Raw genomic sequence first — 22,646 nt, forward strand, 5'->3', positions numbered from 1 at the left:
GTCTATGGTGATCGGGTGAGCGAGCAGACGCAGCTGAGGGGCGGATCACCGGCGCGGCGCGTCGTCGTGGTGGGCGCGGGCATGGCGGGCGTGCAGACGTCGGTCGCCCTGCGGGAACAGGGTTTCACCGGCGACGTGACCCTCCTGGGCGCCGAGCCGCACCAGCCGTACGACCGGCCGCCGCTCTCCAAGGCCGTCCTGCTCGGCAACGCCGAGGGCTCCGCTTTCGACGTCGACTTCGAGGCGCTCGGCATCGACCTCCGGCTGGGCCGCGAGGTCACCGGCCTGCGCCCCGCCGACCACGAACTCGACACGGCCGCCGGGCCCGTCCCGTACGACGTCCTCGTCGTCGCGACCGGCGCCGAACCGGTCCGGCTGCCGGGCGTCGAGGGGGTGCCCGGGGTGCATCTGCTGCGCACCCTGGACGACGCCGAGCGGCTGCGGCCGGTGCTGGCACGGCAGCACGACATCGTGGTCGTGGGCGCGGGCTGGATCGGCGCGGAGTTCGCCACGGCCGCGCGCGAGGCGGGCTGCGCGGTGACGGTCGTCGAGGCGGCGGACCGCCCGCTCGCGGGCGCGCTCCCGGCGGAGGTGGCCGCCCCGATGACCGCCTGGTACGCCGACAGCGGCGCCACCCTGCGCACCCACGCGCGCGTGGCGCGCGTCGAGCCCGGGACGGTGGTACTGGACGACGGCACCCGGGTCCCGGCGGGCGCGGTCGTCGTCGGCATCGGCGCGCGCCCCGCCACGGCCTGGCTGAAGGACTCCGGCATCGAGCTCGGCGCCCACGGCGAGGTGGTCGCCGACGACCATCTGCGCACCTCCGCACCGGACGTCTACGCCGTCGGCGACTGCGCCTCCTTCCCCTCGGGCAGGTACGGCCGGCGTCTGCTCGTCCACCACTGGGACAACGCCCTCCAGGGCCCCCGCACGGTCGCGGCGAACATCGTCGGCGAGACCCCCGAGCCCTACGACCCCGTCCCGTACTTCTGGTCCGAGCAGTTCGGGCGGTTCGTCCAGTACGCCGGGGACCACGCCCGCGCCGACACCATGGTCCGGCGCGGCGACCCGACCGGAGCCGCCTGGTCGGTGTGCTGGCTCCGGGAGACCCGGCTGGTCGCCCTGCTGGCCGTGGGCCGCCCCCGAGACCTGGCCCAGGGCCGCCGCCTGATCGAGGCGGGCACCCCGATGGACCCGCTGCTGCTGGAGGACCCGGCGAGGCCCCTGAAGGCGGCGACGGCGTAGGCCGGAGGCGGCTCGGCTACCCACTGTCAGTCCCAGATGGCAGTCTTGGAGACGTGACCGAGATTGACGCAAAGATCGATGCTCTCGTCCCCGCGTGGCTGACCCTCCCCGACATCGCAGAGATGCTGGACGTCGAGGTGACCCGCGTGCGGCAGCTGGTGAAGGAAGGCCAGCTCATCGCCGTACGCCGTGGTGAGAACCGCGCACTGCACGTCCCCGCCGCCTTCATCGACGGAGACAAGGTGGTCAAGGGCCTGACCGGCACCCTGACCCTGCTGAGGGACGACGGCTTCACCGACGAAGAGATGCTGGAGTGGCTCTTCACTCCGGACCCCAGCCTGCCCGGCACCCCGGCCCAGGCCCTGAGCGAGAATCGCGGCACGGAGGTGAAGCGCCGCGCCCAGGCGCTCGCCGTCTGACCGGAAACACCTGAGGCACCAGACACACAGACTGACCGGAGACTCCGGGGGACACCTCCCGGAAGTTCGCAGCAGAGCCGCTTGTACGGCGTACGGGAGCCGGGGCCCGCGAGGGTCGCGTCCCGTACGCCGCACCGATCACGCACGCCAACGGGGGACGCACCCATGCCCGACGCCGCCGCACAGCTCGCCGACGCCCGGCTCTACCTCTGCACGGACGCCCGCAAGCTCCAGGGCGACCTCCCGCGGTTCCTGGACGCGGTCCTCGCGGGCGGCGTGGACATCGTGCAGCTCCGCGACAAGGGCATGGAGGCCGCCGAGGAGCTGGAGCACCTCCAGGTCTTCGCGGACGCCTGCCGCCGGCACGGCAAGCTGCTCGCCGTCAACGACCGCGCGGACGTCGCCCACGCCATCGGCGCGGACGTGCTGCACCTCGGCCAGGGCGACCTCCCGGTCCCCGCCGCCCGCGCCGTCCTCGGCACCGACGTGCTCATCGGCCGTTCCACCCACGCCGAGGAGGAGGCCGCCGCCGCGGCCGTCCAGGAGGGCGTGGACTACTTCTGCACGGGCCCCTGCTGGCCCACCCCCACCAAGCCCGGCCGTCACGCCCCCGGCCTGGACCTCGTCCGGTACACCGCCGCCCTCGCCACCGACCGGCCCTGGTTCGCCATCGGCGGCATCGACCTCGGCAATCTCGACGAGGTGGTCGAGGCGGGTGCCCGGCGGGTGGTGGTCGTCCGGGCGATCACCGAGGCCGACGACCCGGGAGCCGCCGCGGCGGAGTTCACCAAGCGGCTGCGCGCGCTCTAGCCGGCCGGCCGGCAGGGCCGCGCCCGCGTCCACGGCTGTCCAAGGCGTGGACAACAGGTCGACAAAAAGGACAAAAGATACCGGTTTGGTTGGGGGACCGCTCCGACCTGACTAACCTGCCCGTATGGCCCTAGGAACCGCTTCGACCCGGACGGACCGCGCACGGACCGTGCGTGACATGCTCGCCACGGGCAAAACCACCTTCTCCTTCGAGTTCTGGGCACCCAAGACGGAGAAGGGCGAGCGGAACCTCTGGAACGCCCTCCGCAGGATCGAGGCGGTCGCGCCCAGCTTCGTCTCCGTGACGTACGGCGCGGGCGGCTCCACCCGGGCCGGCACGGTGAAGGCGACCGAGCAGATCGCCTCCGACACCACCCTCACGCCGGTGGCCCACCTCACCGCGGTCAGCCACTCCGTCGCCGAACTGCGGAACATCATCGGCCAGTACGCGGACGCCGGCATCCGCAACATCCTGGCCGTCCGGGGCGACCCGCCCGGCGACCCGATGGCCGAGTGGGTCGCGCACCCGCAGGGCCTGACCTACGCCGCCGAACTCGTCCACCTCATCAAGGAGTCGGGCGACTTCTGCGTGGGCGTGGCGGCCTTCCCGGAGATGCACCCGCGCTCCCCGGACTGGGACAGTGACGTGGCGCGCTTCGTCGACAAGTGCCGGGCGGGCGCCGACTACGCGATCACCCAGATGTTCTTCCACCCCGACTCGTACCTGCGTCTGAGGGACGCGGTCGCGAGGGCCGGTTGCGAAACCCCCGTGATTCCCGAGGTCATGCCCGTCACCAGCGTGAAGATGCTGGAACGGTTGCCGAAACTCAGCAACGCCGCCATCCCGAACGCCCTGAAAGAGCGGATCGTCACAGCCAAAGACGATCCGGCCGCTGTACGCTCCATTGGCATCGAGTTCGCCACGGAGTTCTGCGCGAGGCTGCTGGACGAGGGAGTCCCCGGACTTCACTTCATCACCCTGAACAACTCCACCGCGACTCTGGAAATCTACGAGAACCTGGGCCTGCACCATCCACCACGGGCCTAGACCGGTCGCACTCGCGTACGACACACTGCGTAGCGGCTACAGGGAGAGGGGCGTACATGGGCTGGGCGGTCCTCTACATCGCGTTCGGCGTCGTCGCGTTGTGGCTGCTGGGCGAGGTGCTGCTGCAGTACAAGGCGCGGCTGCGCTGGCGTCTGCTCGCCTTCGCCGGCTTCCTGGGTGTCGTCCTCGGTGTCCTCATCCCCAGCGTGATCGTCATCGGGCTGGGTGCGATCGCCTTCGCGGTCGGGCAGACGTACGTGACGCTGTCGTTCCGGCGCGGCTTCGAGGCCGGCTGGGCCGTCCGCCCGCGCTCCGGCGAGGGCGACGGTGAGGACGGCGGCCGGCTGCCCAAGGCGGCCAAGAAGAAGCGCCGACGCGGCGAACCGGACCGCCAGGACCCGACCCTGGAGGTCACGGACCTGGAGACCACCGCCGCCGGAACCTACGCCCAGAGCGACGACCTACTCGACGACCGCGACGACGACGTGTTCGTCCGCCCGCAGTCCACGCCCTCCGCGGCCGGGCCGGCCCCCGTCTACTCCCCGGAACCCATGCCGGACGACACCAACACCTACGGCATCTACGGCGACGACAACGCCTACGCGGGCGCCACCGGCCAGCGGCAGGCGACCGCCGACCAGGCCGCGCAGGACGAGGCCTTCGCCTACTACGGCTACGACCAGCAGCAGTACGGTTACGACCCGTCGCAGCAGCAGTACGCCGCCTACTCCGACCCGTACATCGGCACCCAGACGTACGACGCCACGGCCTCCTACGACCAGTCCTACGGGCAGCAGGCGTACGAGCAACAGGGCTACGGCCAGGACCAGTACGGCAACGGCGGCTACGGCGGCGAGACCCCGCCCGGCGGCGTCTGGGTCCCGCAGCAGCGCACCACCGACGACCCGTTCGGCTCGGACCTCCCGTCGGACCAGCAGTACCCGTACCAGGGCAACGGCAACGGCCAGAACGGCTACGACGAGCAGCAGTACCGTTTCTGAAGGATCCGCCCGGCACCTGCTCCGGTCCCGCTGAGCCTCATCACTGGGAGCCGCGGAAGTCCGGTCCCTCGACGATCAGTCCCGCCACCAGCGCGCCCGACATCCCGGCGTGCGGAAGACCGCCGCCGGGGTGGGACCAGCCGCCCACGGTGAACAGGCCCGGCAGCGCGGTGGTGTTGGACGGGTGCAGCCATCGCCCGTCCGCCGCGGCGAGCGCCGGCGCCGGGACCGCGCCCCCCTCCGCACCGGTCGCCCGCGCGATGTCGGCCGGGGTGCGCACCTCGCTCCACAGCAGACGCTTGCGCAGGTCGGGGACGGCACGCTCGGCGGCGGCGACGAGCCGCTCGGCCGACACGTCGAAGTCCTCCGACTCCGCGTCGCCGCTCTCGGGTCCGGCGGGGACCGCGCACGTGACCGTGACCGCCTCGTGGTCGGCGTCCGGGACCAGTGCCGGATCGTCGGGGCGCAGCACCGTCACCGTGGGCCGGGCGACCGTCCCGCGTGACGGGCCGAAGAGCAGGTCCAGCTCGGCGTCACGATCCTCCGCATGCACCACCGTCCGGTGCGCCGCGCCCTCGGGACGGCCCCCGCGCAGCGCCAGCAGCACGGTCAGCCGGCTCGTCGCCCCGCGCTGGGCCTGCACCTCGCCGGCACCCCGTACGACCGACCGCCGCGCCAGGCGGCCCAGCACCTCGGGCGCGACCCCCGCGACCACGACGTCGGCCTCGGCCACCGCGCCGTCCGCCAGCTCCACCCCGGCCGCCCGGCCGTCCTTCTCGACGATCCCGGTGACCTCGATGCCGAAGACGAACTCGACCCGGCGGGCCAGGCACCGCTCGTACAGCGCCCGCGCCAACTCCCGCAGACCGCCCCGGACGTACCAGGTCCCGAAGGCGTGCTCCAGATAGGGCAGGACCGCCGCGCTCGCCGGGACGCTCCTCGGGTCAAGGCCGTACGCGAGGGCGTGGCTCTCCAGCAGCGCCGTGAGCCGGGGGTCGCGCAGCTCCCACGCGCCGACCTCGGCGAGGGTTGCGGCGCGGCGGGTGCGCAGCAGCCGCCGGTGGGGGACGGAGGGGTACGGTTCGCGCTCGGCCAGGACCTTCCAGTCGGACCACAGCGGCTCCTCCAGAAGGGGCCGCCGGGTGCGGTCCCAGGCCTCGCGGGCCCGCACCAGGAAGTCGCCCCAGCGGTCACCGGCGCCCGGGCCGAGCGCGGAGTTCAGGGTGGCGACCACGCCCGCGCGGGAGGCGCCCGGCAGCAGGAGGTCGGTGCCGTCCGCGAAGACGTGCCGGGCCGCGGGGTCGACCTGGACCAGGTCGACGTACTTCTCCAGCGGCTCCTTGCCGGTCTTGAGGAACAGATCGCGGTGCACGGCGGGGAGCGGCAGCAGACCCGGTCCCGTGTCGAACGCGAAGCCGTCGCGTTCGAAGCGGCCCAGGGCGCCGCCGTAGGTCGTCGTGCTCTCGTGCACCACCACGCGGTGGCCCGCGACGGCCAGCCGGGCAGCGGCTGCCATCGCGCCGAGACCGGCGCCGATCACCGCGATTCTTGCCATGTGAGCGACCTTATCGGCCGCCCTTTGGAGGCGGCTGCGCCGCCCTGTGGGAGTACCTGCGCGGGCGCGATCGTCACCAGTCGGCAACGGCGTGGGGTGGGGGTGAGTGCGCAGGGCTGAGTACGCGTACCCATGCGGTGAGATGAGTACCCGTACGGATGGGCTCCCACCTGCGAGAACGAGAGAGTGGAGGCACGGGAAGGGGCGCGGCTCCGGTACCGCCGACACGGGGCGGCGGAACGGCTCTCGCGCTCTTACCGCTCCTTCCGTCGACGCGAGTCGGCGGGAGCGAGGCACGGGGGAGTACGGGGGAACGGGGAAGCGCCGGTTCGAGGTGGCCCGCGGGGGACGCGGCCAGTCCGGACCGGCGCTCTCGTTTCCGCCCGGCCCGGTCAGCCGTTCCCGCTCACGCGGCCCTGCAGCAGTCGGGACAGCGCCGCGTGGACGTCGTCCAGGGAGCGCTCCGGCTGGAAGGCCTTCCAGTCCAGCGCGGCGACCAGGACCATGCCGACCAGGGCCGACGCCGTCAGGCCGACGTCGATCTCGTCGCTCAGCTCGCCGCCCTCGACGCCGTCGCGGAGCACCCCCTCGACGACGGCGACCGCCTCCCGCCGGACGACCATCAGCGTGGACTGCCAGGCCCGGTTGGTGCGCCACAGCTCGGCCACGTACAGCTGGGTGAAGGACGGGTAGCGGTCGATGAAGACGAGCCCGGCCCGGATCATCGCGTCCAGCGAGTCGACTCTGCTGCCGCCCTCCTTCGCGGTCCGCTCGGCCGCCTCGCGGAGGGAGGCGGTGAGCAGTTCCACGCCGTGCCGCAGCAGCTCCTCGAAGAGGACCGACTTGCTCGCGAAGTTGTAGTAGACCGTGCCCTTGGCGACTCCGGCGCGCTCGGCGATCTCGTCCACCGTGGTGGCGGAGAACCCCTGCTCCGCGATGAGGGTGACGGCCGCTTCGTAGAGTTTCTGCCGGGTCGCCTCGCGGCGGCCCCCGCCTGCGCCGCCGGGGGCGTTGCTGCTTTCCATGGCCCTGATTGTCACAGGAACCGTGCTGTGCGCGGGAACAATGCGGTGCGGGGTCACAGACTCAACTCCGGGTGCAGCCGGTCCAGGGTCCACACCTGCTTGCGGCGGGCCGACAGCGCGGTCAGCGCGAGGGCGCCGACGGTGAAGGCCACCAGCACCGCGCACGCCTGCCACACCGGGCCCAGACCGCCGCCCGTGATCAACCGCCTGAGGGCGTCGACGACATGGCTCATCGGCAGGAAGGGGTGGACCGCGTTGAAGAAGTCGGGGCTGGTCTGCACGGGGTAGGTGCCGCCCGCGGACGTCAACTGGAGCATCAGGAAGGCGAGGACGAGGATCCGGCCCGCCGCCCCGAAGCGCGCGTTGAGCCACTGCACGATCGCCGCGAAGCACGCCGTCACCAGGAACAGGAAGCCCACCGTCCCGGCCGCCCGTGCCATCTGCAGGCCGACCGCCCAGTGCAGCACCGCCATCAGCGCGACCGTCTGCAGCACGCCCAGCGCCGCCACCGGCAGCCAGCCCGCCAGCGCGATCCGCCACGCCGAGGCACCCGCCGCGAGGGCCCGCCGGTTGAGCGGCTGGATCAGCATGTACGCCACCATCGCGCCCACCCACAGGGAGAGCGGGATGAAGTACGGGGCGAAGCCGGTGCCGTAGTTGGGCGCCTTGTGCAGGTCCCTGGTGGCCAACTGCACGGGATCGGCCATCACTTCGGTGCGCTGGTCGCGGTCCCGCTCGTCGTAGTCGGGGATCCGCTCGGCTCCCTCGTGCAGACCGCCCGCGAGCTTGCCGGAGCCGTCGGCCAGCTTGTACATGCCGCCCTTGAGGTCGACCGCGCCCGTCTTCAGGTCGCCGACGCCGGTGTCGAGGTGCTCCGCGCCGGTCCTGGCGGTGCCGAGGCCGGTGTGCAGCGTCTTCGCCCCCTTGGCGACCTTCGTGGCGCCCTTGTCGAGCGCGTCGATCTTGGCGACGGCGTTGTCCAGGTCGGTGGAGAGGGTGGGCGCCGCCTTCGCGAGGGCGCGGGCCTGCTTCTCCAGGTTCCGCAGGTCCTTGTCGAAGGCCTTCATGTCACCGTCGTAGTTCTTCACCACGGTGTTGACGTCCTCGGCGAGCGTGGCAGCCTCCGCCGCCGCGTCCTTCGCCTTCTCCAGGTCCGCGCAGGCCGTGTCGGGCAGGGCGGCCTTCTCGCAGCGGCGCTCGTGGACGTCGTCCAGGGTGTCGGCGGCGGTACGGGTGCCGGTGGCGGCGGCCGGCGCCGTCTTCACGAACGCGTCGAGGCGGCCCCGGATCGTGGCCGCCGAGTCGGCGACCAGGGTGGCGGTGTCGGCGATCGTGTCGCCGTTCTCCTTCAGGAAGGGCCGCACCTGGTCGGCCGCGGCGCCCACCTTGTCGGCGAGCTTCCCGGTGCCGTCCGCGACCTGCTGGGCACCGTCCTCCAGATCACCCGCGCCCTCGTCCAGGTCCTTCAGCCCGCCGGACAGCTTGCCGCTGCCCTCCTTGGCCGTCCGCAGCCCGTCCGCGAGGTCCTTGGAGCCCTGCTCCGCCTTGTCGATACCGCCCTTGAGGTCGTCGGCGCCGTCCGCCGCCTCCTCGGTCTTGCCGTGGATGTCCGAGAACGAGATGAAGATCCGGTCCAGGAACGACCGCGAGGCCTTCGTCGACGCCGCCGTCCGCACCTCCGAGAACACCGTCCGGGAGATCTGGCCGACGATGTAGTTGTTCGCGTCGTTCGTCCGCACCTGGAGGGCGCCCGTCTCCGGCACGTCCCCCGAACTGGACGCGATCCGCTCGCTGAAGTCCTTCGGCATCGTCAGCGACAGGTAGTACGTGCCGTCCTCGACGCCCGCGCGGGCCTCGGCGGCGCTCACCCGGTGCCACTCGAAGGTGTCGCTCTCCCGCAGCCCCTTGGCGATGTCCTCGCCCGCGGTCAGCCGCTGCTTGCCGACCGACGCGCCCCGGTCGTCGTTGACCAGCGCCACGGGGATGCGGTCCAGGCGGCCGTAGGGGTCCCAGAAGGACCACAGGTACAGGGCGCCGTACAGCAGCGGCAGCAGCAGGAGCGAGACCAGCGCGGCGCGCGGCAGTTTCCCCCGGCCGAACCGCCTGAGCTCAAGCGCGGCCAGTTTCGGCGAGCGCATCGGCCGTCTCCTCGTCGTCGGATGTGTCGTCGGATGTCTTGTCGTCGGTGGTCTTGCGACCGCTGTTCTGGTGGTCGCCCGTCCGACTGTCGCTGGTCCGGCTGTCGGATCGCTCGACCTGCTCGTCCTGCTCGACCTCGGAGCCTTCGTCGCCGGTGCGCTCTTCTCCGGGACCCTTGTCGCTCCCCGGTTCCCCGGGCGTCGTCGAGACCACGACGGCGCCCTCCGGGGCCTCGCTGCACACCGCCACGACCGTGAGCCCGGACTCGGTGAGGGACGTCAACAGGGCCCACATCTCCGTCCGTTCGGCGTCGGAGAGCTTCAGGTCGGTGTCGTCGACGCCGAGCAGCCGGGGCCGGCCGACGAGGGCGAGGGCGACCGACAACCGCAGGGCCTCCATCCGGTCGAGGTCGCGCACGGCCGTCCGGGAGGCCTTGGGGAGCGCCTCGCGGTCGAGCCCGGCGGCGGTCGCGGCGGCCTCGATCCGGTCCTTCAGTTCGGCGTCGCGATCGGCCCGGGAGCGCAGCAGCCCGCGCACGGTGCCGTCGAACCGCCGCTGCATCAGCGCCCGTTCACGCAGGTGCTCCTCGACGGTCAGGGCCGGGTCGAGGTCCGTCACCCCGGGGACGTGGGCGAGGGCGCTGACGCGGCGTACGGCCGCCATGCGCTTCGGCAGGTGCAGGGAGCCGACCGTGGCCCGGCCCTCGCTCGGCTTCATCCGGCCGGTGAGCGCGAGCAGCAGACACGTCCGCCCCGACCCGGACGGCCCCGCGATCGCGACCAGCGAGCCGGCCTCCGCGTCGAACCCGACGCCCCGGAAGGCCCAGCCGCGCGGCCCCTTGAGCCCGAACCCCTCCGCGCCGAGGGCAACCGCGCGAGCCGCCCCCCGCCCGGGGTCCGCTTCCCCTGCCTCTGCCATGCCCCGAAACCCCTCTGCCCCGCCTTTGAACTGACTGGTCAGTGCAAAAACTACTCCGAACCTTTGAACGAAGCAAAAGCGCAGGTCAGAACGGATTGTCAGTGGCATACCTCACGATGGGCACATACGGCACCTCGCGACAGAGCGTGCCGTCCGCAGACGACAGGAGGTTCGTCATGGCCAGCTACCACGCAGCAGCCGCCAACCGGCGCCGCGCCACCGGCCCTGCCCCCTCACTGACCGGCCCGGCGAGCGACGTGCACCCCGTGCTGCGCCGGGCGACGGCCCCGCCCGCCGCCCTCGACCTGCTCGCCCAGGCCCGCTCCGGACTCGAAGAGGCGTCCGGACTCCGCACGCCCAACGAGCGGTACGCCACCGCCCACCTCGCGGCCCTGCGCACCGCCGCCGCGGTGCTCGCCGCCAGGGGCCGCCCCGAACCGACCCCGAAGCGCCGGGCCAGGATCCGGAGCGCCTGGGAAGTGCTCCCCGAGATAGCGCCCGAACTCGCCGAGTGGAGCGCGCTGTTCGCCTCCGGCGCAGCCCGCCGGGCCCGCGCGGAGGCCGGCATCCAGGGCGCGGCCAGCGCCCGCGACGCCGACGACCTCATACGCGACGTGGCGATGTTCCTGCGCCTGGTCGAACGGATGCTGGTGCTCCAGCCGGTGCTGCCCCAACCCCGCCAGGACAGCGGCCCGGAGGTCCCGGACGCGGGCTGAGCGACCGTCGCGGCGCCGCCCATTAGGGTTGGGGGCACCAGCACCCTCCGTCACGGCCACCGGTCCGACGGAGACGCAAGCCCATCGCTCCGCCGCACACCAGGCGGTGCCGCGCCGAGGAGTCAACTGCCGTGTCGGACCCGATGCGCCCCCGCGCCTCTCTCCGTACCGCCGTGGTCTGGGAGGTCCTCCAGGACGCCCTCGACCGCCGGGTGAAGGCGACCGGGCGTGAGTCGCTCGACGTACTGGACACCGGGGGCGGCAGCGGCAGGTTCGCGGTGCCCGCCGCCCGCCTGGGCCACCGGGTCACCGTCGTCGACCCCAGCCCGAACGCGCTGTTCGCGCTGGAGCGGAGGGCCGCCGAGGCCGGCGTCGCCGACCGCGTCCGGGGCGTCCAGGGCGACGCCCACGGCCTCTTCGACGTCGTCGAGCGCGGCGGGTACGACGCCGTGCTCTGCCACGGCGTCCTGGAGTACGTGGACGACCCCGCCGAGGGCATCGGCAACGCGGTGGCCGCGCTGCGCCCCGAGGGCGTCCTGAGCCTGCTCGCCGCTGGTCTCGGCGGCGCCGTGCTCGCCCGCGCCCTCGCCGGGCACTTCAAGGAGGCGCGGCAGGCGCTCGCCGACCCGAACGGACGCTGGGGCGAGGGTGATCCGGTTCCCCACCGCTTCACCGCCGAACAGCTCACCGCCCTGGTCGAGGGCGCGGGCCTCCAGGTCGCCGCCGTGCACGGCGTCCGGGTCTTCGCCGACCTCGTCCCCGGGGTGCTCGTCGACACCGAGCCCGGCGCCCTGGACGCCCTGCTCCAGCTGGAGGCGGCGGCCGCCGAGCTGCCCGCCTTCCACTCCGTGGCCACCCAACTTCATGTGCTCGGGGAGACGCGAGGGGCCGCCGAGTCCTGAGCCGTCTCCCGCGGCGGACGAGCCCGCCCCGCTGATCAGGGGCTCGGCGGCGGATGGAGTACGCCACAGGCCCCCCGATCGGGCGCTCGGAGCCGTATGATCGAGGGAGACCGTTCCGGCATGACGGGCCGTTCGCTGGGGAATTCACACTTCAGCGAGTCGGGGTGCCATGGCGGGTTCCGGTTGGCGAATTGGCGTAGAGGGGCGGGTTTCAAGGGGGCGATTCCCTGCCTATCCTGAAGAGGACCCCCCGGGTCGCCCCGGCGACCGCACGATGAGGAGGACTCCGTGCCGCTCTCAGAGCACGAGCAGCGCATGCTCGAGCAGATGGAGCGAGCGCTGTACGCCGAAGATCCCAAGTTCGCGTCAGCGCTTGAGGGAAGCGGGCTGCGTACGTACACCCGGCGGCGGGTCTACCAGGCGGTCGCGGGCTTTCTGGTGGGTATCGCGCTCCTCATGGCCGGAATGGTCGCACAGCAGATCTGGGTCAGCGTGGTGGGATTCCTCGTCATGCTGGGCTGCGCCGTGCTCGCCGTCACCGGTTGGCGCAAGGCCCCCAAGCCGGGTGAGCAGCCCGCCGGTGCCGCAGGTTCCGCCGGTGCGGGTCGGCAGCCGCGACAGCGCCGCTCCATGATGGACCGAATCGAACAGCGCTGGCAGCGCCGTCGTGACGAGCAGGGCGGCCACTGAGCCGGCCGATACGCCGACCCGACAGCCACAGCTGAATACGGACGAAGGGTGACCACCCCGGCGGCGGTCACCCTTCGAGCATGCCCGCACGCGAACGCCCGCCCATCAGTGCGCGTCCCTCAGAGGCTGCATGTGCGGGGCAGACCGGCGACCGACCGCCGACCGCCGACCACCGGCCATCGGCCGCCGGCCATCGACCAGCGGCTGCCGACCACCGGCCGTCGCCCTTGCTGTCGCGACCCCCGGACGGACGAACGGTCCTGCCCCCGCCTGGCGAACCCGGCGGGGGCAGGACCGTGACGCGTCGGCGCTAGCCGTTCCGGCTCGGTGTGGGGCGTCGCCACGGCAGGCGTGGCGCGGGGAGCCGGGACAGCAGCTCGTCCCTGGTGTCCGCCCAGCGGGCCGCGAGGGCCCACACCACCCGGACGGTCGAACGCGGCAGCAGCAGTGCCCGCAATCTGGTGCGGCGGCCCGCGTTGGCCCGGAGACCGACCCCGACCTGGTGCGCGTCCCGGGCGAGACCCGCCGGGACCTGCGGACGCGGAGCGAAGAGGACCTGCTCCACCGCCGCCGCCACCCGGTGCACCGCTTCGGCGGCCGCCGGTTCCAGCTCCCCGAGCCGCACGATCCGCGCGGCGGCCTTACGGGGCGTCTGCGACTCGTCCGGCGCGATCCCGTAGTCCCACGCCGTGTCGGCCACCTCCTGCCAGGCAGCCAGCGCATGAGCCGCCGCGGCCTCCGTACGGCCGTACGCGGTGGCCCTGCCCGACGGTGCCGGGGAGCCCGGCGCCTCGCTGCCCTCGTGGGTCACCTCCCGCGCGACGGCGGGCTCCTGGACCCCCTTCGGCACCGCGCCCTGGTGCGCGCCCAGCCGCACGGACCGGACCCGCAGCCGCCACAGCATCGGCAGCAGCGGGATCGCCAGCACCAGAAGCGCTCCCGGGATGATCAGCAGCGTCCAGGGCGAGAAGAACACCAGCCCCCAGAACGAGCGCTCCTCGTCGTCCGAACCCGGCACGGCCGCCGCCGACTCGGTCCCGCAGGCCCCCAGCTTCGCCTCCTGCGGCGTGCAGCTCTCGCTCGCCGACGGCTCGGCCGACGGCGCCGTGGACGCCGACGACGAGGGACGGGGCACCTCGGGCAGACCACCGGTGCCGGTGTCCTCGGGCACCGTGTACTCGGGCGTCGAACCCCGGTTGGGAGTGGGCTCGAAACGGGTCCAGCCCACGCCCTCGAAGTACAGCTCGGGCCAGGCGTGCGCGTCGCGCAGACCCACCGACATCGTGCCGTTCGTCTGCGGGGTGCCGGGGGTGAAGCCCACCGCCACCCGGGCCGGTATGCCCAGCGTGCGGGCCATGGACGCCATCGCGAAGGAGAAGTGGACGCAGAAGCCCTCCTTGTCCTCCAGGAACCGGGCTATCGCCCGAGCGCCCGTGCCCGACCGCACCTCCGTGTCGTACGTGAACTCGCCGCTGAAGGCGAACCAGTCCTGGAGCTTGACCGCGCGCTCGTAGTCGTTCTTCGCGCCCTCGGTGACCTCCAGCGCCGTCCGCGCCACCACCGGCGGCAGCGAGGCCGGCACCTTGGTGTACTCCCGCCGCAGCGACGGCGGCGGCTCCGGCGACGAGGCCAGCTGCTCCGCCGTGGGCTCCACGATCAGGCTCTCGACCTTGTACTGGGCGCCCTTGGTGTCCTGGCCGTGGTCACCGACGAGGGTGCGGCCCACGGGCTCGTACCGCCAGTCGCCGTCGATGTCCACGCTGGTCACCGGGTACGGCATCGGCAGCCAGTTCTGCTCGTAGTCCTCCGACGCGACGATCCGGGTCTCGATCGACGTCCGCTTGACGTCGGAGGCGAGACCGATCGGGGTGCCGAAGTCGTCCGGGACCCCCGTGATGGAGCGCTCGGTCGGGGTCCACGAGGTGCCGTTGAAGTTGTCCAGGGAGACGATCCGCAGATACATCTCCTGCACGTTGTCGGTGTTCGTGCGGTACGACAGGACCTGGCGGTCCTCGTCCACGTTCAGGCTGCCGCGCAGCTGCACCACCGGGTTCACCGCGGCGATCGTGCCGCCGCCACCGGAGCCCCCGCCGAGACCGGCGCCCGTGCCGTCCAGGAGTCCCCCGTCGAGGGAGGGCAGCCCGAGCGGCACCACCAGGGCGATGCCCAGCGCGACCGCGCCGATGCGCCGCCCGGTGCGCACGGGTGCCACGGGGCCGCTCGCGGACTCCGGGCGCTGGGGACCCTGGGGCGCGCCGCCGAAGACCCTGCCCCACTGCGACAGCCGGTCGCGGCTCTCGGTCAGGAGCAGCAGCAGATAACCGGCCGAGGCCAGCACGAACCACAGCCACGCTGCGCCGTCGGAGAGTCCAGCCGCGACCGAGTACAGCGCGAGCAGGGGGAGGCCGGCGGGGGCGGCGCTGCGGAACGTCACCGCGAGGGCGTCCACCAGCAGGCCTATCACCAGCACACCGCCGATGATCATCAGCCGGATGCCGTCGGTCAGCGGCGCCGGGATGGCGTACCGCCCGACGTCCTCGGCGCCGCTCTGCAGCAGCGTCGCGAAGTACTGGAAGGCCTCGGGGCCGGGGACGATCCCGGCCACCGCCCGCTCCCGGGCGAAGACCAGCGTCAGCATCATCAGGGTGACCAGGGCCTGGGCGGCCACGGTCAGCGGGCGGGCCAGCGGGACGCGCCGGGTGAGCGCTCCCACACCGGTCTGCACGCCCAGCATGAGCGCCGCCTGGATGATCCACGTCGCCGGGTCCACCAGCGGCAGCAGTGCGCACGCCGCCATGATCGTGGCGGCCCAGGCGCACAGCGCCAGTCTCGCCCGCCCGCTCATGACCGTCCCTCCGTACCGCTCCCGGACATCACTCCGGTGCGCTGTCTGTCCGCCTGTCGCCACAGGTCCGTCAGCGAGGCGCCGCGCGGCACGGTCAGCGCCGTCCAGCCCGTCTCGTGCAGCAGCCGCAGCGACTCCTCGCTCGCGCTCCCGGCACCGGGCACCTCCCCCGGCTCGGTCGTCCACACCTCGCTGTCCAGCAGGAAGGCGACCGCCCCACCGCCGCGCTGGCGCATCTTGCCGATCACCGTCGCCTGCTCCTCGTCGAGGTCGCCGAGGAAGGCGACCAGCAGCCCCTCGTTGCCGCCGCGCAGCACGTCGTACGCGGGCGACAGGCTGGTGCCGGCGGAGTGGTCGATCACCGCGAGGGTGTCCATCATCAGTCCGGCCGCGTCGGCCGACTCCTGGCTGGCGCCCGCGAACCCGTCGGCGCCCTCGCCGGGCACCGAGCTGCCGGTGTCCGTCAACAGCCTGACGGAGAAGCCCCGTTCAAGCATGTGGACCAGCATGGAGGCGGCACCGGAGACGGCCCACTCGAAGGCGGAGTCGGGGCCCGCGCCGAGGAAGGCCTCGGCCCGGGTGTCCAGCAGCACCGTGCAGCGGGCGCGCTGCGGCTGTTCCTCGCGGCGCACCATCAGCTCGCCGTAGCGCGCGGTCGAACGCCAGTGCACCCGGCGCAGGTCGTCGCCGTGGCGATAGCCGCGCGGGATCACGTCGTCCTCGCCGGCCAGCGCCAGCGAGCGCTGCCGCCCGTCGCCGTACCCCTTGGCCTCGCCGCTCAGCCGCACCGGCGGCAGGGCCTCCACGCGCGGGACGACGGTCAGCGTGTCGTACGTCGAGAACGACCGGGTCAGCTCGCACATGCCGAACGGGTCGGTCAGGCGCAGCTGGAGCGGGCCCAGCGGATAGCGGCCGCGCAGATCGGAGCGGACCCGGTACGACACCTCGCGGCGACCGCCCGCCTCCACCCGGTCCAGCACGAACCGGGGGCGCGGACCGAGCACGTAAGGCACCCGGTCCTGGAGCATCAGCAGCCCGGTGGGCAGCCGCGAGACGTTGTCCATCCGCAGATGGACACGCGCCTCGCTGCCGGCGGGCACGCGCGCGGGGGAGAGGCGGCGGCTGCCCGCGACCCGGTACCGGGTGCGGTACAGCACGGTCACGCAGACCAGCGGCAGCACGGCGAGCAGCAGGCCGACCCGGAGCAGATCGCTCTGCCCGAGGACGTACGCGCAGACCGCGGCCGCCACGCCGGCCGCCAGGAAGGAGCGTCCGCGCGTGGTGAGGCCGGCGAGGGCCGTGCGCAGCCCGCCCTTGTCCTGTTCCGGGGCGGGCGCCGGCCCCGCGGTGGTCATCCAAGCCTCCGCGGCGGCTGCTGCGGATACGCGGGCGTGGCGCGGACCGAGCCGTACCCGCTCTGCGCCTGGGGGGCCTGCGGCACGGGGGTGTGCTGCAGGATCTCCTGGACCACCTGCTCCGGCGTACGCCGGTTGAGCTGCGCCTGGGCGGTGGGCAGCAGCCGGTGGGCGAGGATGGACACGGCCAGCGACTGGATGTCGTCCGGCAGGGCGTAGTCCCGGCCGCTGAGGGCGGCGGTCGCCCTCGCCGCACGCAGCAGATGCAGCGTGGCGCGCGGCGAGGCGCCGAGTCTGAGGTCCGGATGGGTGCGGGTGGCCCCGACCAGGTCCACCGCGTATCGCCGGACCGTTTCCGCGACGTGCACGCCCCGGACCGCCTCGATCAGCTTCACGATCTCGTGCGCGTGCGCCACCGGCTGCATGTCCTCCAACGGCGAGACCCCGCCGTGGACGTCGAGCATCTGCAGCTCGGCCTCCGGGCTCGGGTAACCGACGGAGACGCGGGCCATGAAGCGGTCGCGCTGGGCCTCCGGCAGCGGGTAGGTGCCCTCCATCTCCACCGGGTTCTGCGTGGCCACCACCATGAAGGGGCTCGGCAGCTCGTACGTGGTGCCGTCGATCGTGACCTGGCGCTCCTCCAGGGACTCCAGGAGCGCGGACTGCGTCTTCGGCGAGGCGCGGTTGATCTCGTCGCCGATCACGATCTGCGAGAAGATCGCGCCCGGCTTGAACTCGAACTCCTTGCGCTGCTGGTCCCAGATGGACACACCTGTGATGTCCGACGGCAGCAGGTCCGGCGTGAACTGGATACGCCGCACCGAGCAGTCGATGGACCGCGCCAGTGCCTTGGCCAGCATGGTCTTGCCGACGCCGGGTACGTCTTCGATCAGAAGATGTCCCTCGGCGAGCAGCACTGTCAGCGAAAGCCGTACGACCTCAGGCTTGCCCTCGATCACTTGTTCGACAGAACTGCGGACTCGCTCCACAGTGCTGGTCAGATCAGTGAGGCTCGCTCGATCGTCATAGGTCGTCACCCGGCCCTCCTCGGCCCGTTCTTTCTCCGGGCCGTCGCTCTGCGATGCGGACCGGCCCACCCCGAAACACGGACACCACGCGTGAACTGCTCAGCGTGACGCCACACCCGCATTCTTGCTGCCGTTACCAATCCGTGTCACTCGCCTGTGGATAACCGTCCGTGATATGTCAGGTTTGCAGCGTTCTGCCGGGCAAGATGCCAGCAGATTGACAGCAAAGCGGGGCTGCGCGGAACCGCCCTCGGGCGGTAGGAGAACGGTTCCGACCGTACGGTTCGACAGGGCTCAGGCCGCGTCGATCTCCCGGAGCAGGCCGGTCTTCACGTCGAAGACGAAGCCGCGCACGTCGTCGGAGTGCAGCAGGAACGGGTTGGTGCGGATCCGCTGCATGGACTGCCGTACGTCCTGGTCGACGTCCCGGAAGGACTCCACCGCCCACGCCGGACGCTGGCCGACCTCGGCCTCCAGCTCGGTGCGGAAGTCCTCGGTGAGGGCCTCCAGACCGCAGCCGGTGTGGTGGATGAGGACGATGCTGCGGGTGCCGAGCTTGCGCTGACTGATGGTGAGGGAGCGGATCACGTCGTCGGTGACCACGCCGCCCGCGTTGCGGATGGTGTGACAGTCGCCCAGCTCCAGGCCGAGCGCGTCGTGCAGGTCGAGGCGGGCGTCCATGCACGCCACGACCGCGACACGCAGGACGGGGCGGGCGTCCATCCCGGGGTCGGTGAACGCGGCGGCATAGCGCTGGTTCGCCTCGACGAGGCGATCGGTGACGGTGCCGTCGGATATGGCGCCTTCGGGGCCGGTGGGAACTGCTGCGGAGGTCGTCATAGCCAAGACGGTACTGGTCACCGCCGCCGAGGGCGCTCTGTGAGAGAGGACAAAGAACGTCATTGAGCCTTGTTGTGAGGTAACCCACAGGAGTGGCGGGATCACGGCCGTACGGGTGATTTCGCCGGAATCACGGCTTCGTCCGGACCGGCGCCGCGACGCGCAGGCCGGTTGATTGACCGTGCGGGGCCGTGGACTAAAGTGACGCCGAGCGGGAGGCGGGGCCGGACGGCAAGGTGACGACGGGCCCCACGTCCCCCGCTGGACCGAAACCCAAGGAGAACCGGCGACAGCCCGGCGTCTCCCCGCGTGCGCGGCGCGTACGTGCGGCTCGCGCCGGACCTGAGAGGGCCCCTTGAGCAACAGCCGCCACGTCCCCGTCATGCTCCAGCGTTGTCTGGACATGCTGGCCCCGGCCCTCACGGCGCCCGGCGCGGTGGTGGTCGACTGCACGCTCGGCCTCGGCGGCCACAGCGAAGCGCTCCTCACCCGGTTCCCCGAGGCACGCCTCGTCGCCCTCGACCGGGACAAGGAGGCCCTGCGCCTCTCCGGTGAACGCCTCGCCCCCTTCGGCGACCGCGCCACCCTCGTGCACGCCGTCTACGACGAACTCCCCGAGGTGCTCGACCGCCTGGGCCTCCCGCGCGTCCAGGGCGTCCTGTTCGACCTGGGCGTCTCCTCCATGCAACTGGACGAGGCGGACCGGGGCTTCGCGTACGCCCAGGACGCGCCCCTCGACATGCGCATGGACCAGACGACGGGCATCAGCGCCGCCGAGGTCCTCAACACCTACCCGGCGGGCGAACTCGTCCGGATCCTCCGGGCGTACGGCGAGGAGAAGCAGGCCAAGCGGATCGTCTCCGCGATCGTGCGCGAGCGTGACAAGGAGCCGTTCGCCAACAGCGCCCGACTCGTCGAACTGATCCGCGACTCCCTGCCGCAGGCCGCCAAGCGCACCGGCGGCAACCCCGCCAAGCGCACTTTCCAGGCCCTGCGCATCGAGGTCAACGGCGAACTCGCCGTCCTGGAACGGGCGATCCCTGCCGCGGTGAAGGCCCTCGCGGTCGGCGGCCGGATCGCCGTGCTGTCGTACCACTCGCTGGAGGACCGGCTGGTGAAGCAGGTCCTCGCGGCCGGAGCCGCCACCACCGCCCCGCCCGGACTGCCCGTCGTCCCCGAGCGCTATCAGCCGAGGCTCAAGCTCCTCACCCGCGGTGCCGAACTTCCCACCGAGGAAGAGGTCGCCGAGAACCGGCGCGCCGCCCCCGCGCGTCTGCGCGGGGCGGAACGCGTACGGGAGGACGTCGCATGAGACGCGTGACGCGCATCGGCCACGTGCAACGCACGAGGCGTACGAGGCGGACGAGGCGACCGCACACGGTGTGAAGGGGACGGTGAGTGAGTCCGACAAGCGAACTCGCGGGGACGCCGGGCGAGTCCGGCACCCGACCCCACAGGGAGGGCGCGTGAGCAGGAAACCCGAACTGAGGGGCCGGGCGGCCCGACTCGCGCGGCTCCTGCCCACGCGGCCCAAGGGCGCCGCCCGCACCCCCTTCGTCCTCCTGGTCGTCCTCCTCCTGGGCGGCGGCCTCATCGGCCTCCTCGTGCTGAACTCCGCGCTCAGCGAAGGGTCGTTCAAGCTCGACGACCTCCAGGACGACGTGAAGAGCTACACCGACGAGGAACAGGCGCTCCAACGGGACGTGGACGCCTATTCCGCGCCCGACGCCCTCCAGCGCCGCGCCCGCGAGCTGGGCATGGTCCCCGGCGGCGACCCCGCCTTCCTCGACCCCGACGGCACCGTCAAGGGCGTCCCGAGCGCCGCCCAGCAGACCGCGGCCCGGATGCCGCTCGTCCTCGCACCCGAGATCCTCGACCCCGGCCCGCCCGCGAGCCCGACGCCCTCCGGGAGCCCGACACCACCCGCGAGCCCGGCGGCCTCCGGCTCCCCGACACCGCCCCCCACGCCGACGCCGACCGGACCCGAGCCGCAGTCGCACGCGCGGACGCCGCAGCCCCCGGCCGCCCCCGTCGCGACCCCCACCACCCCGCCCGCACAGCCCACCCAGCTCCCGACGACCCCCGGCAGGTGACGGAAGTGGCCGACTCAGGCAGGCAGCCCCCCCGCCGCCGCGTACCCGGACCAGCCCGGCCCGTACGACCGGGCGGCCAGCAGCGCCGACCGGGACCCGGTGCCCGCCCCGCCGCACAGCGTCGTCCGGCCACGCCCCGGCAGCCGCCCGCGCGCACCATCCGGCTGGGCAGCCCCCGCCCCCGGCTGCGCATGGTGAGCCTCGCGCTGACCCTGGTGATGATCGCCTTCGTCGTACGGCTGCTCCAGGTGCAGGCCGTCGACGCGAGCGAGTACGCCGCCAAGGCCGACCAGAACCGTTACGTCGGCCGGGTGCTGGCGGCCGAGCGCGGCGGCATCACCGACCGCAACGGCGTCGTCCTGGCGATGAGCACCGACGCCAACGACATCACGGCCGACCCGACGATGTTCACGCGCGAAGAGCTGAGGATCGACGACGGGCCCGAGCAGGCGGCCGCCCTCCTCGCGCCGATCCTCGGCGCGGACCAGGAGACGCTCACCGAGAGGCTCCGCACCAAGAACACGCGCTATGTGCTGCTCGCCCGCCGCCAGACCCCCCAGGTGTGGAACCAGATCAGCGACCTGAAGTCCGCGCTCGTCAAGCGGGCCGCCGACGAGAAGGGCACGGTCAACGTCCTGGCCGGCGTCTTCCAGGAGCCCAGCAGCAAGCGCGTGTACCCCAACGGCGACCTCGCCGCCGGGATACTGGGCTGGGTCAACGCCGAGGGCAGGGGCGCCGGCGGTGTCGAGCAGCAGTGGAACGACCGGCTGGCGGGCAAGGACGGCAAGATCCGCTACGCACAGTCGGGCGGCCGTCTCGTGCCCACCGCGGGCTCCACCGAGACCCCCGCGGTCGCCGGCTCCGACGTCGAGCTGACCATCGACCGCGACATCCAGTGGGCCGCGCAGAACGCCATCACCGAGCAGGTGAAGAAGTCCAAGGCGGACCGCGGTTACGTGATGGTGCAGGACACCCGCACCGGCGAGATCCTCGCCATGGCCAACTCGCCCGGCTTCGACCCCAACGACCTCACCAGAGCGAACCCGGACGCGCTCGGCAACGCGGCCCTCCAGGACGCCTACGAGCCCGGCTCCACCGCCAAGGTCATGTCGATGGCCGCCGTGCTGGAGGAGAACGTCGCCACCCCGGGCACCCATGTCACCGTGCCCAACCGGCTGCACCGGGGCGACCGGCTCTTCAAGGACGACATCGACCACCCGACCTGGTACCTGACGCTCAACGGCGTCCTCGCCAAGTCGAGCAACATCGGCACGATCCTCGCCACCGGCGAACTCGGCCGGAACCAGCAGGAGTCCAACAAGATCCTCTACAACTACCTGCGCAAGTTCGGCCTCGGCGACTACACCGGCCTGGGCTTCCCCGGTGAGACCAAGGGCATCCTCGCCGCGCCCGGCGACTGGTCGACCTCGCAGCAGTACACGATCCCTTTCGGCCAGGGCGTGTCGATGAACGCCATGCAGGCGACCTCGGTCTACTCGACCATCGCCAACGGCGGCGTACGCGTCGAACCGACCCTCGTACGGGGCACCAAGGGGCCCGACGGCCGCTTCACTCCCGCCCCGAAGCCAGGGAAGACCCGGGTCGTGAGCGAGAAGACGGCGAAGACCCTCGCCCGGATGCTGGAGTCCGTCGTGGACGACGAGGAGGGCACGGGCACCAAGGCCCGCATCCCCGGCTACCGGGTCGCGGGCAAGACGGGTACGGCCAACCGTGTGGATCCGGCCACCGGCAGATACCGGGGCTACACCTCGTCGTTCGCCGGGTTCGCGCCCGCCGACAAGCCACGGATCACCGTCTACTGCGCGATCCAGAACGCCACCAAGGGCAACTACTTCGGCGGCCAGATCTGCGGCCCCATCTACAAGGAGGTCATGGAGTTCGCCCTGAAGACCCTCCAGGTGCCGCCCACCGGGGCCAGGCCCGCGAACCTGCCCGTCACGTTCGCCCCCTGACCCGCCTCCCGCCCCACCCCGATCCGCCCGCCGATCAGCGCAAC

19 protein-coding genes are annotated in these 22,646 nt (G+C 72.5%); 11 read left to right on the plus strand and 8 right to left on the minus strand.

Features of this window, described 5'->3' with window-relative positions:
• Positions 1–15: 15 nt before the first annotated feature.
• From ACZ9QC_RS31210 to ACZ9QC_RS31230, 5 genes are all read left to right on the plus strand, one after another.
• A complete protein-coding gene (locus ACZ9QC_RS31210) occupies positions 16–1,245 on the plus strand; it encodes an NAD(P)/FAD-dependent oxidoreductase (protein WP_472916153.1) in 1,230 nt (409 codons plus the stop codon).
• Between the two features lie 53 nt (positions 1,246–1,298).
• A complete protein-coding gene (locus ACZ9QC_RS31215; protein ID WP_190208348.1) occupies positions 1,299–1,664 on the plus strand; it encodes an Rv2175c family DNA-binding protein in 366 nt (121 codons plus the stop codon).
• Between the two features lie 165 nt (positions 1,665–1,829).
• Complete coding sequence (gene thiE, locus ACZ9QC_RS31220; RefSeq protein WP_472916154.1) at positions 1,830–2,474, plus strand: thiamine phosphate synthase; 645 nt, start codon at positions 1,830–1,832, stop codon at positions 2,472–2,474.
• A 124-nt stretch (positions 2,475–2,598) separates the two neighbouring features.
• Entirely contained in the window at positions 2,599–3,522 is a 924-nt protein-coding gene (gene metF, locus ACZ9QC_RS31225; protein WP_472916155.1) for a methylenetetrahydrofolate reductase [NAD(P)H], read from the plus strand.
• A gap of 56 nt (positions 3,523–3,578) precedes the next feature.
• Positions 3,579–4,523: an SCO2102 family sporulation regulator gene (locus ACZ9QC_RS31230; RefSeq protein ID WP_472916156.1), complete on the plus strand. Its 945-nt coding sequence runs from the start codon at positions 3,579–3,581 to the stop codon at positions 4,521–4,523.
• Positions 4,524–4,563: 40 nt separating this feature from the next.
• Here ACZ9QC_RS31230 and ACZ9QC_RS31235 read toward each other — a convergent pair whose 3' ends face one another.
• From ACZ9QC_RS31235 to ACZ9QC_RS31250, 4 genes are all read right to left on the minus strand, one after another.
• Positions 4,564–6,078 (minus strand): phytoene desaturase family protein, encoded by a 1,515-nt coding sequence (locus tag ACZ9QC_RS31235; protein ID WP_472916157.1) that lies wholly within the window; start codon positions 6,076–6,078, stop codon positions 4,564–4,566.
• 392 nt (positions 6,079–6,470) lie between these two features.
• Positions 6,471–7,103 (minus strand): TetR/AcrR family transcriptional regulator, encoded by a 633-nt coding sequence (locus ACZ9QC_RS31240; protein ID WP_184895177.1) that lies wholly within the window; start codon positions 7,101–7,103, stop codon positions 6,471–6,473.
• 53 nt (positions 7,104–7,156) lie between these two features.
• Positions 7,157–9,241 carry a YhgE/Pip family protein gene (locus ACZ9QC_RS31245; protein WP_472916158.1) on the minus strand — a complete coding sequence of 695 codons (2,085 nt, stop codon included), beginning with the start codon at positions 9,239–9,241 and terminating at the stop codon, positions 7,157–7,159.
• Positions 9,213–10,160: an ATP-binding cassette domain-containing protein gene (locus ACZ9QC_RS31250; RefSeq protein ID WP_472916159.1), complete on the minus strand. Its 948-nt coding sequence runs from the start codon at positions 10,158–10,160 to the stop codon at positions 9,213–9,215. The genes ACZ9QC_RS31245 and ACZ9QC_RS31250 overlap by 29 nt, the downstream gene beginning before the upstream one ends.
• 176 nt (positions 10,161–10,336) lie before the next feature.
• Between ACZ9QC_RS31250 and ACZ9QC_RS31255 the strand changes: the two genes are divergently transcribed.
• The 3 genes from ACZ9QC_RS31255 (at position 10,337) to ACZ9QC_RS31265 (ending at position 12,468) form a co-directional block, all read left to right on the plus strand.
• On the plus strand, positions 10,337–10,876 hold the full coding sequence (locus tag ACZ9QC_RS31255) for an SAV_6107 family HEPN domain-containing protein (RefSeq protein WP_472916160.1): 540 nt from the start codon (positions 10,337–10,339) through the stop codon (positions 10,874–10,876).
• 131 nt (positions 10,877–11,007) lie between these two features.
• Entirely contained in the window at positions 11,008–11,778 is a 771-nt protein-coding gene (locus tag ACZ9QC_RS31260; protein WP_472916161.1) for a methyltransferase, read from the plus strand.
• 288 nt (positions 11,779–12,066) lie between these two features.
• Positions 12,067–12,468, plus strand: a complete 402-nt coding sequence (locus tag ACZ9QC_RS31265; protein ID WP_472916162.1) for a DUF3040 domain-containing protein — start codon at positions 12,067–12,069, stop codon at positions 12,466–12,468.
• A 310-nt stretch (positions 12,469–12,778) separates the two neighbouring features.
• Here ACZ9QC_RS31265 and ACZ9QC_RS31270 read toward each other — a convergent pair whose 3' ends face one another.
• The 4 genes from ACZ9QC_RS31270 to ACZ9QC_RS31285 all read right to left on the minus strand — a co-directional run bounded on the left by ACZ9QC_RS31270 (position 12,779) and on the right by ACZ9QC_RS31285 (position 18,536).
• On the minus strand, positions 12,779–15,313 hold the full coding sequence (locus tag ACZ9QC_RS31270; RefSeq protein WP_472916163.1) for a transglutaminase TgpA family protein: 2,535 nt from the start codon (positions 15,311–15,313) through the stop codon (positions 12,779–12,781).
• On the minus strand, positions 15,310–16,668 hold the full coding sequence (locus tag ACZ9QC_RS31275) for a DUF58 domain-containing protein (protein ID WP_472916164.1): 1,359 nt from the start codon (positions 16,666–16,668) through the stop codon (positions 15,310–15,312). Before ACZ9QC_RS31275 ends, ACZ9QC_RS31270 begins: the two co-directional genes overlap by 4 nt.
• Positions 16,665–17,705: an AAA family ATPase gene (locus ACZ9QC_RS31280; RefSeq protein ID WP_472916165.1), complete on the minus strand. Its 1,041-nt coding sequence runs from the start codon at positions 17,703–17,705 to the stop codon at positions 16,665–16,667. The genes ACZ9QC_RS31275 and ACZ9QC_RS31280 overlap by 4 nt, the downstream gene beginning before the upstream one ends.
• A gap of 285 nt (positions 17,706–17,990) precedes the next feature.
• Complete coding sequence (locus ACZ9QC_RS31285) at positions 17,991–18,536, minus strand: beta-class carbonic anhydrase (RefSeq protein ID WP_230212246.1); 546 nt, start codon at positions 18,534–18,536, stop codon at positions 17,991–17,993.
• Between the two features lie 355 nt (positions 18,537–18,891).
• Here ACZ9QC_RS31285 and rsmH point away from each other — a divergent pair, with 355 nt between their 5' ends.
• The 3 genes from rsmH (at position 18,892) to ACZ9QC_RS31300 (ending at position 22,602) form a co-directional block, all read left to right on the plus strand.
• Positions 18,892–19,848 (plus strand): 16S rRNA (cytosine(1402)-N(4))-methyltransferase RsmH, encoded by a 957-nt coding sequence (gene rsmH, locus ACZ9QC_RS31290; RefSeq protein WP_472916166.1) that lies wholly within the window; start codon positions 18,892–18,894, stop codon positions 19,846–19,848.
• A gap of 154 nt (positions 19,849–20,002) precedes the next feature.
• Positions 20,003–20,629 carry a cell division protein FtsL gene (gene ftsL, locus ACZ9QC_RS31295; RefSeq protein WP_472916167.1) on the plus strand — a complete coding sequence of 209 codons (627 nt, stop codon included), beginning with the start codon at positions 20,003–20,005 and terminating at the stop codon, positions 20,627–20,629.
• 5 nt (positions 20,630–20,634) lie between these two features.
• A complete protein-coding gene (locus ACZ9QC_RS31300; protein ID WP_472916168.1) occupies positions 20,635–22,602 on the plus strand; it encodes a peptidoglycan D,D-transpeptidase FtsI family protein in 1,968 nt (655 codons plus the stop codon).
• Positions 22,603–22,646: the final 44 nt, after the last annotated feature.

Source organism: Streptomyces sp. HUAS MS02 (assembly GCF_055702265.1).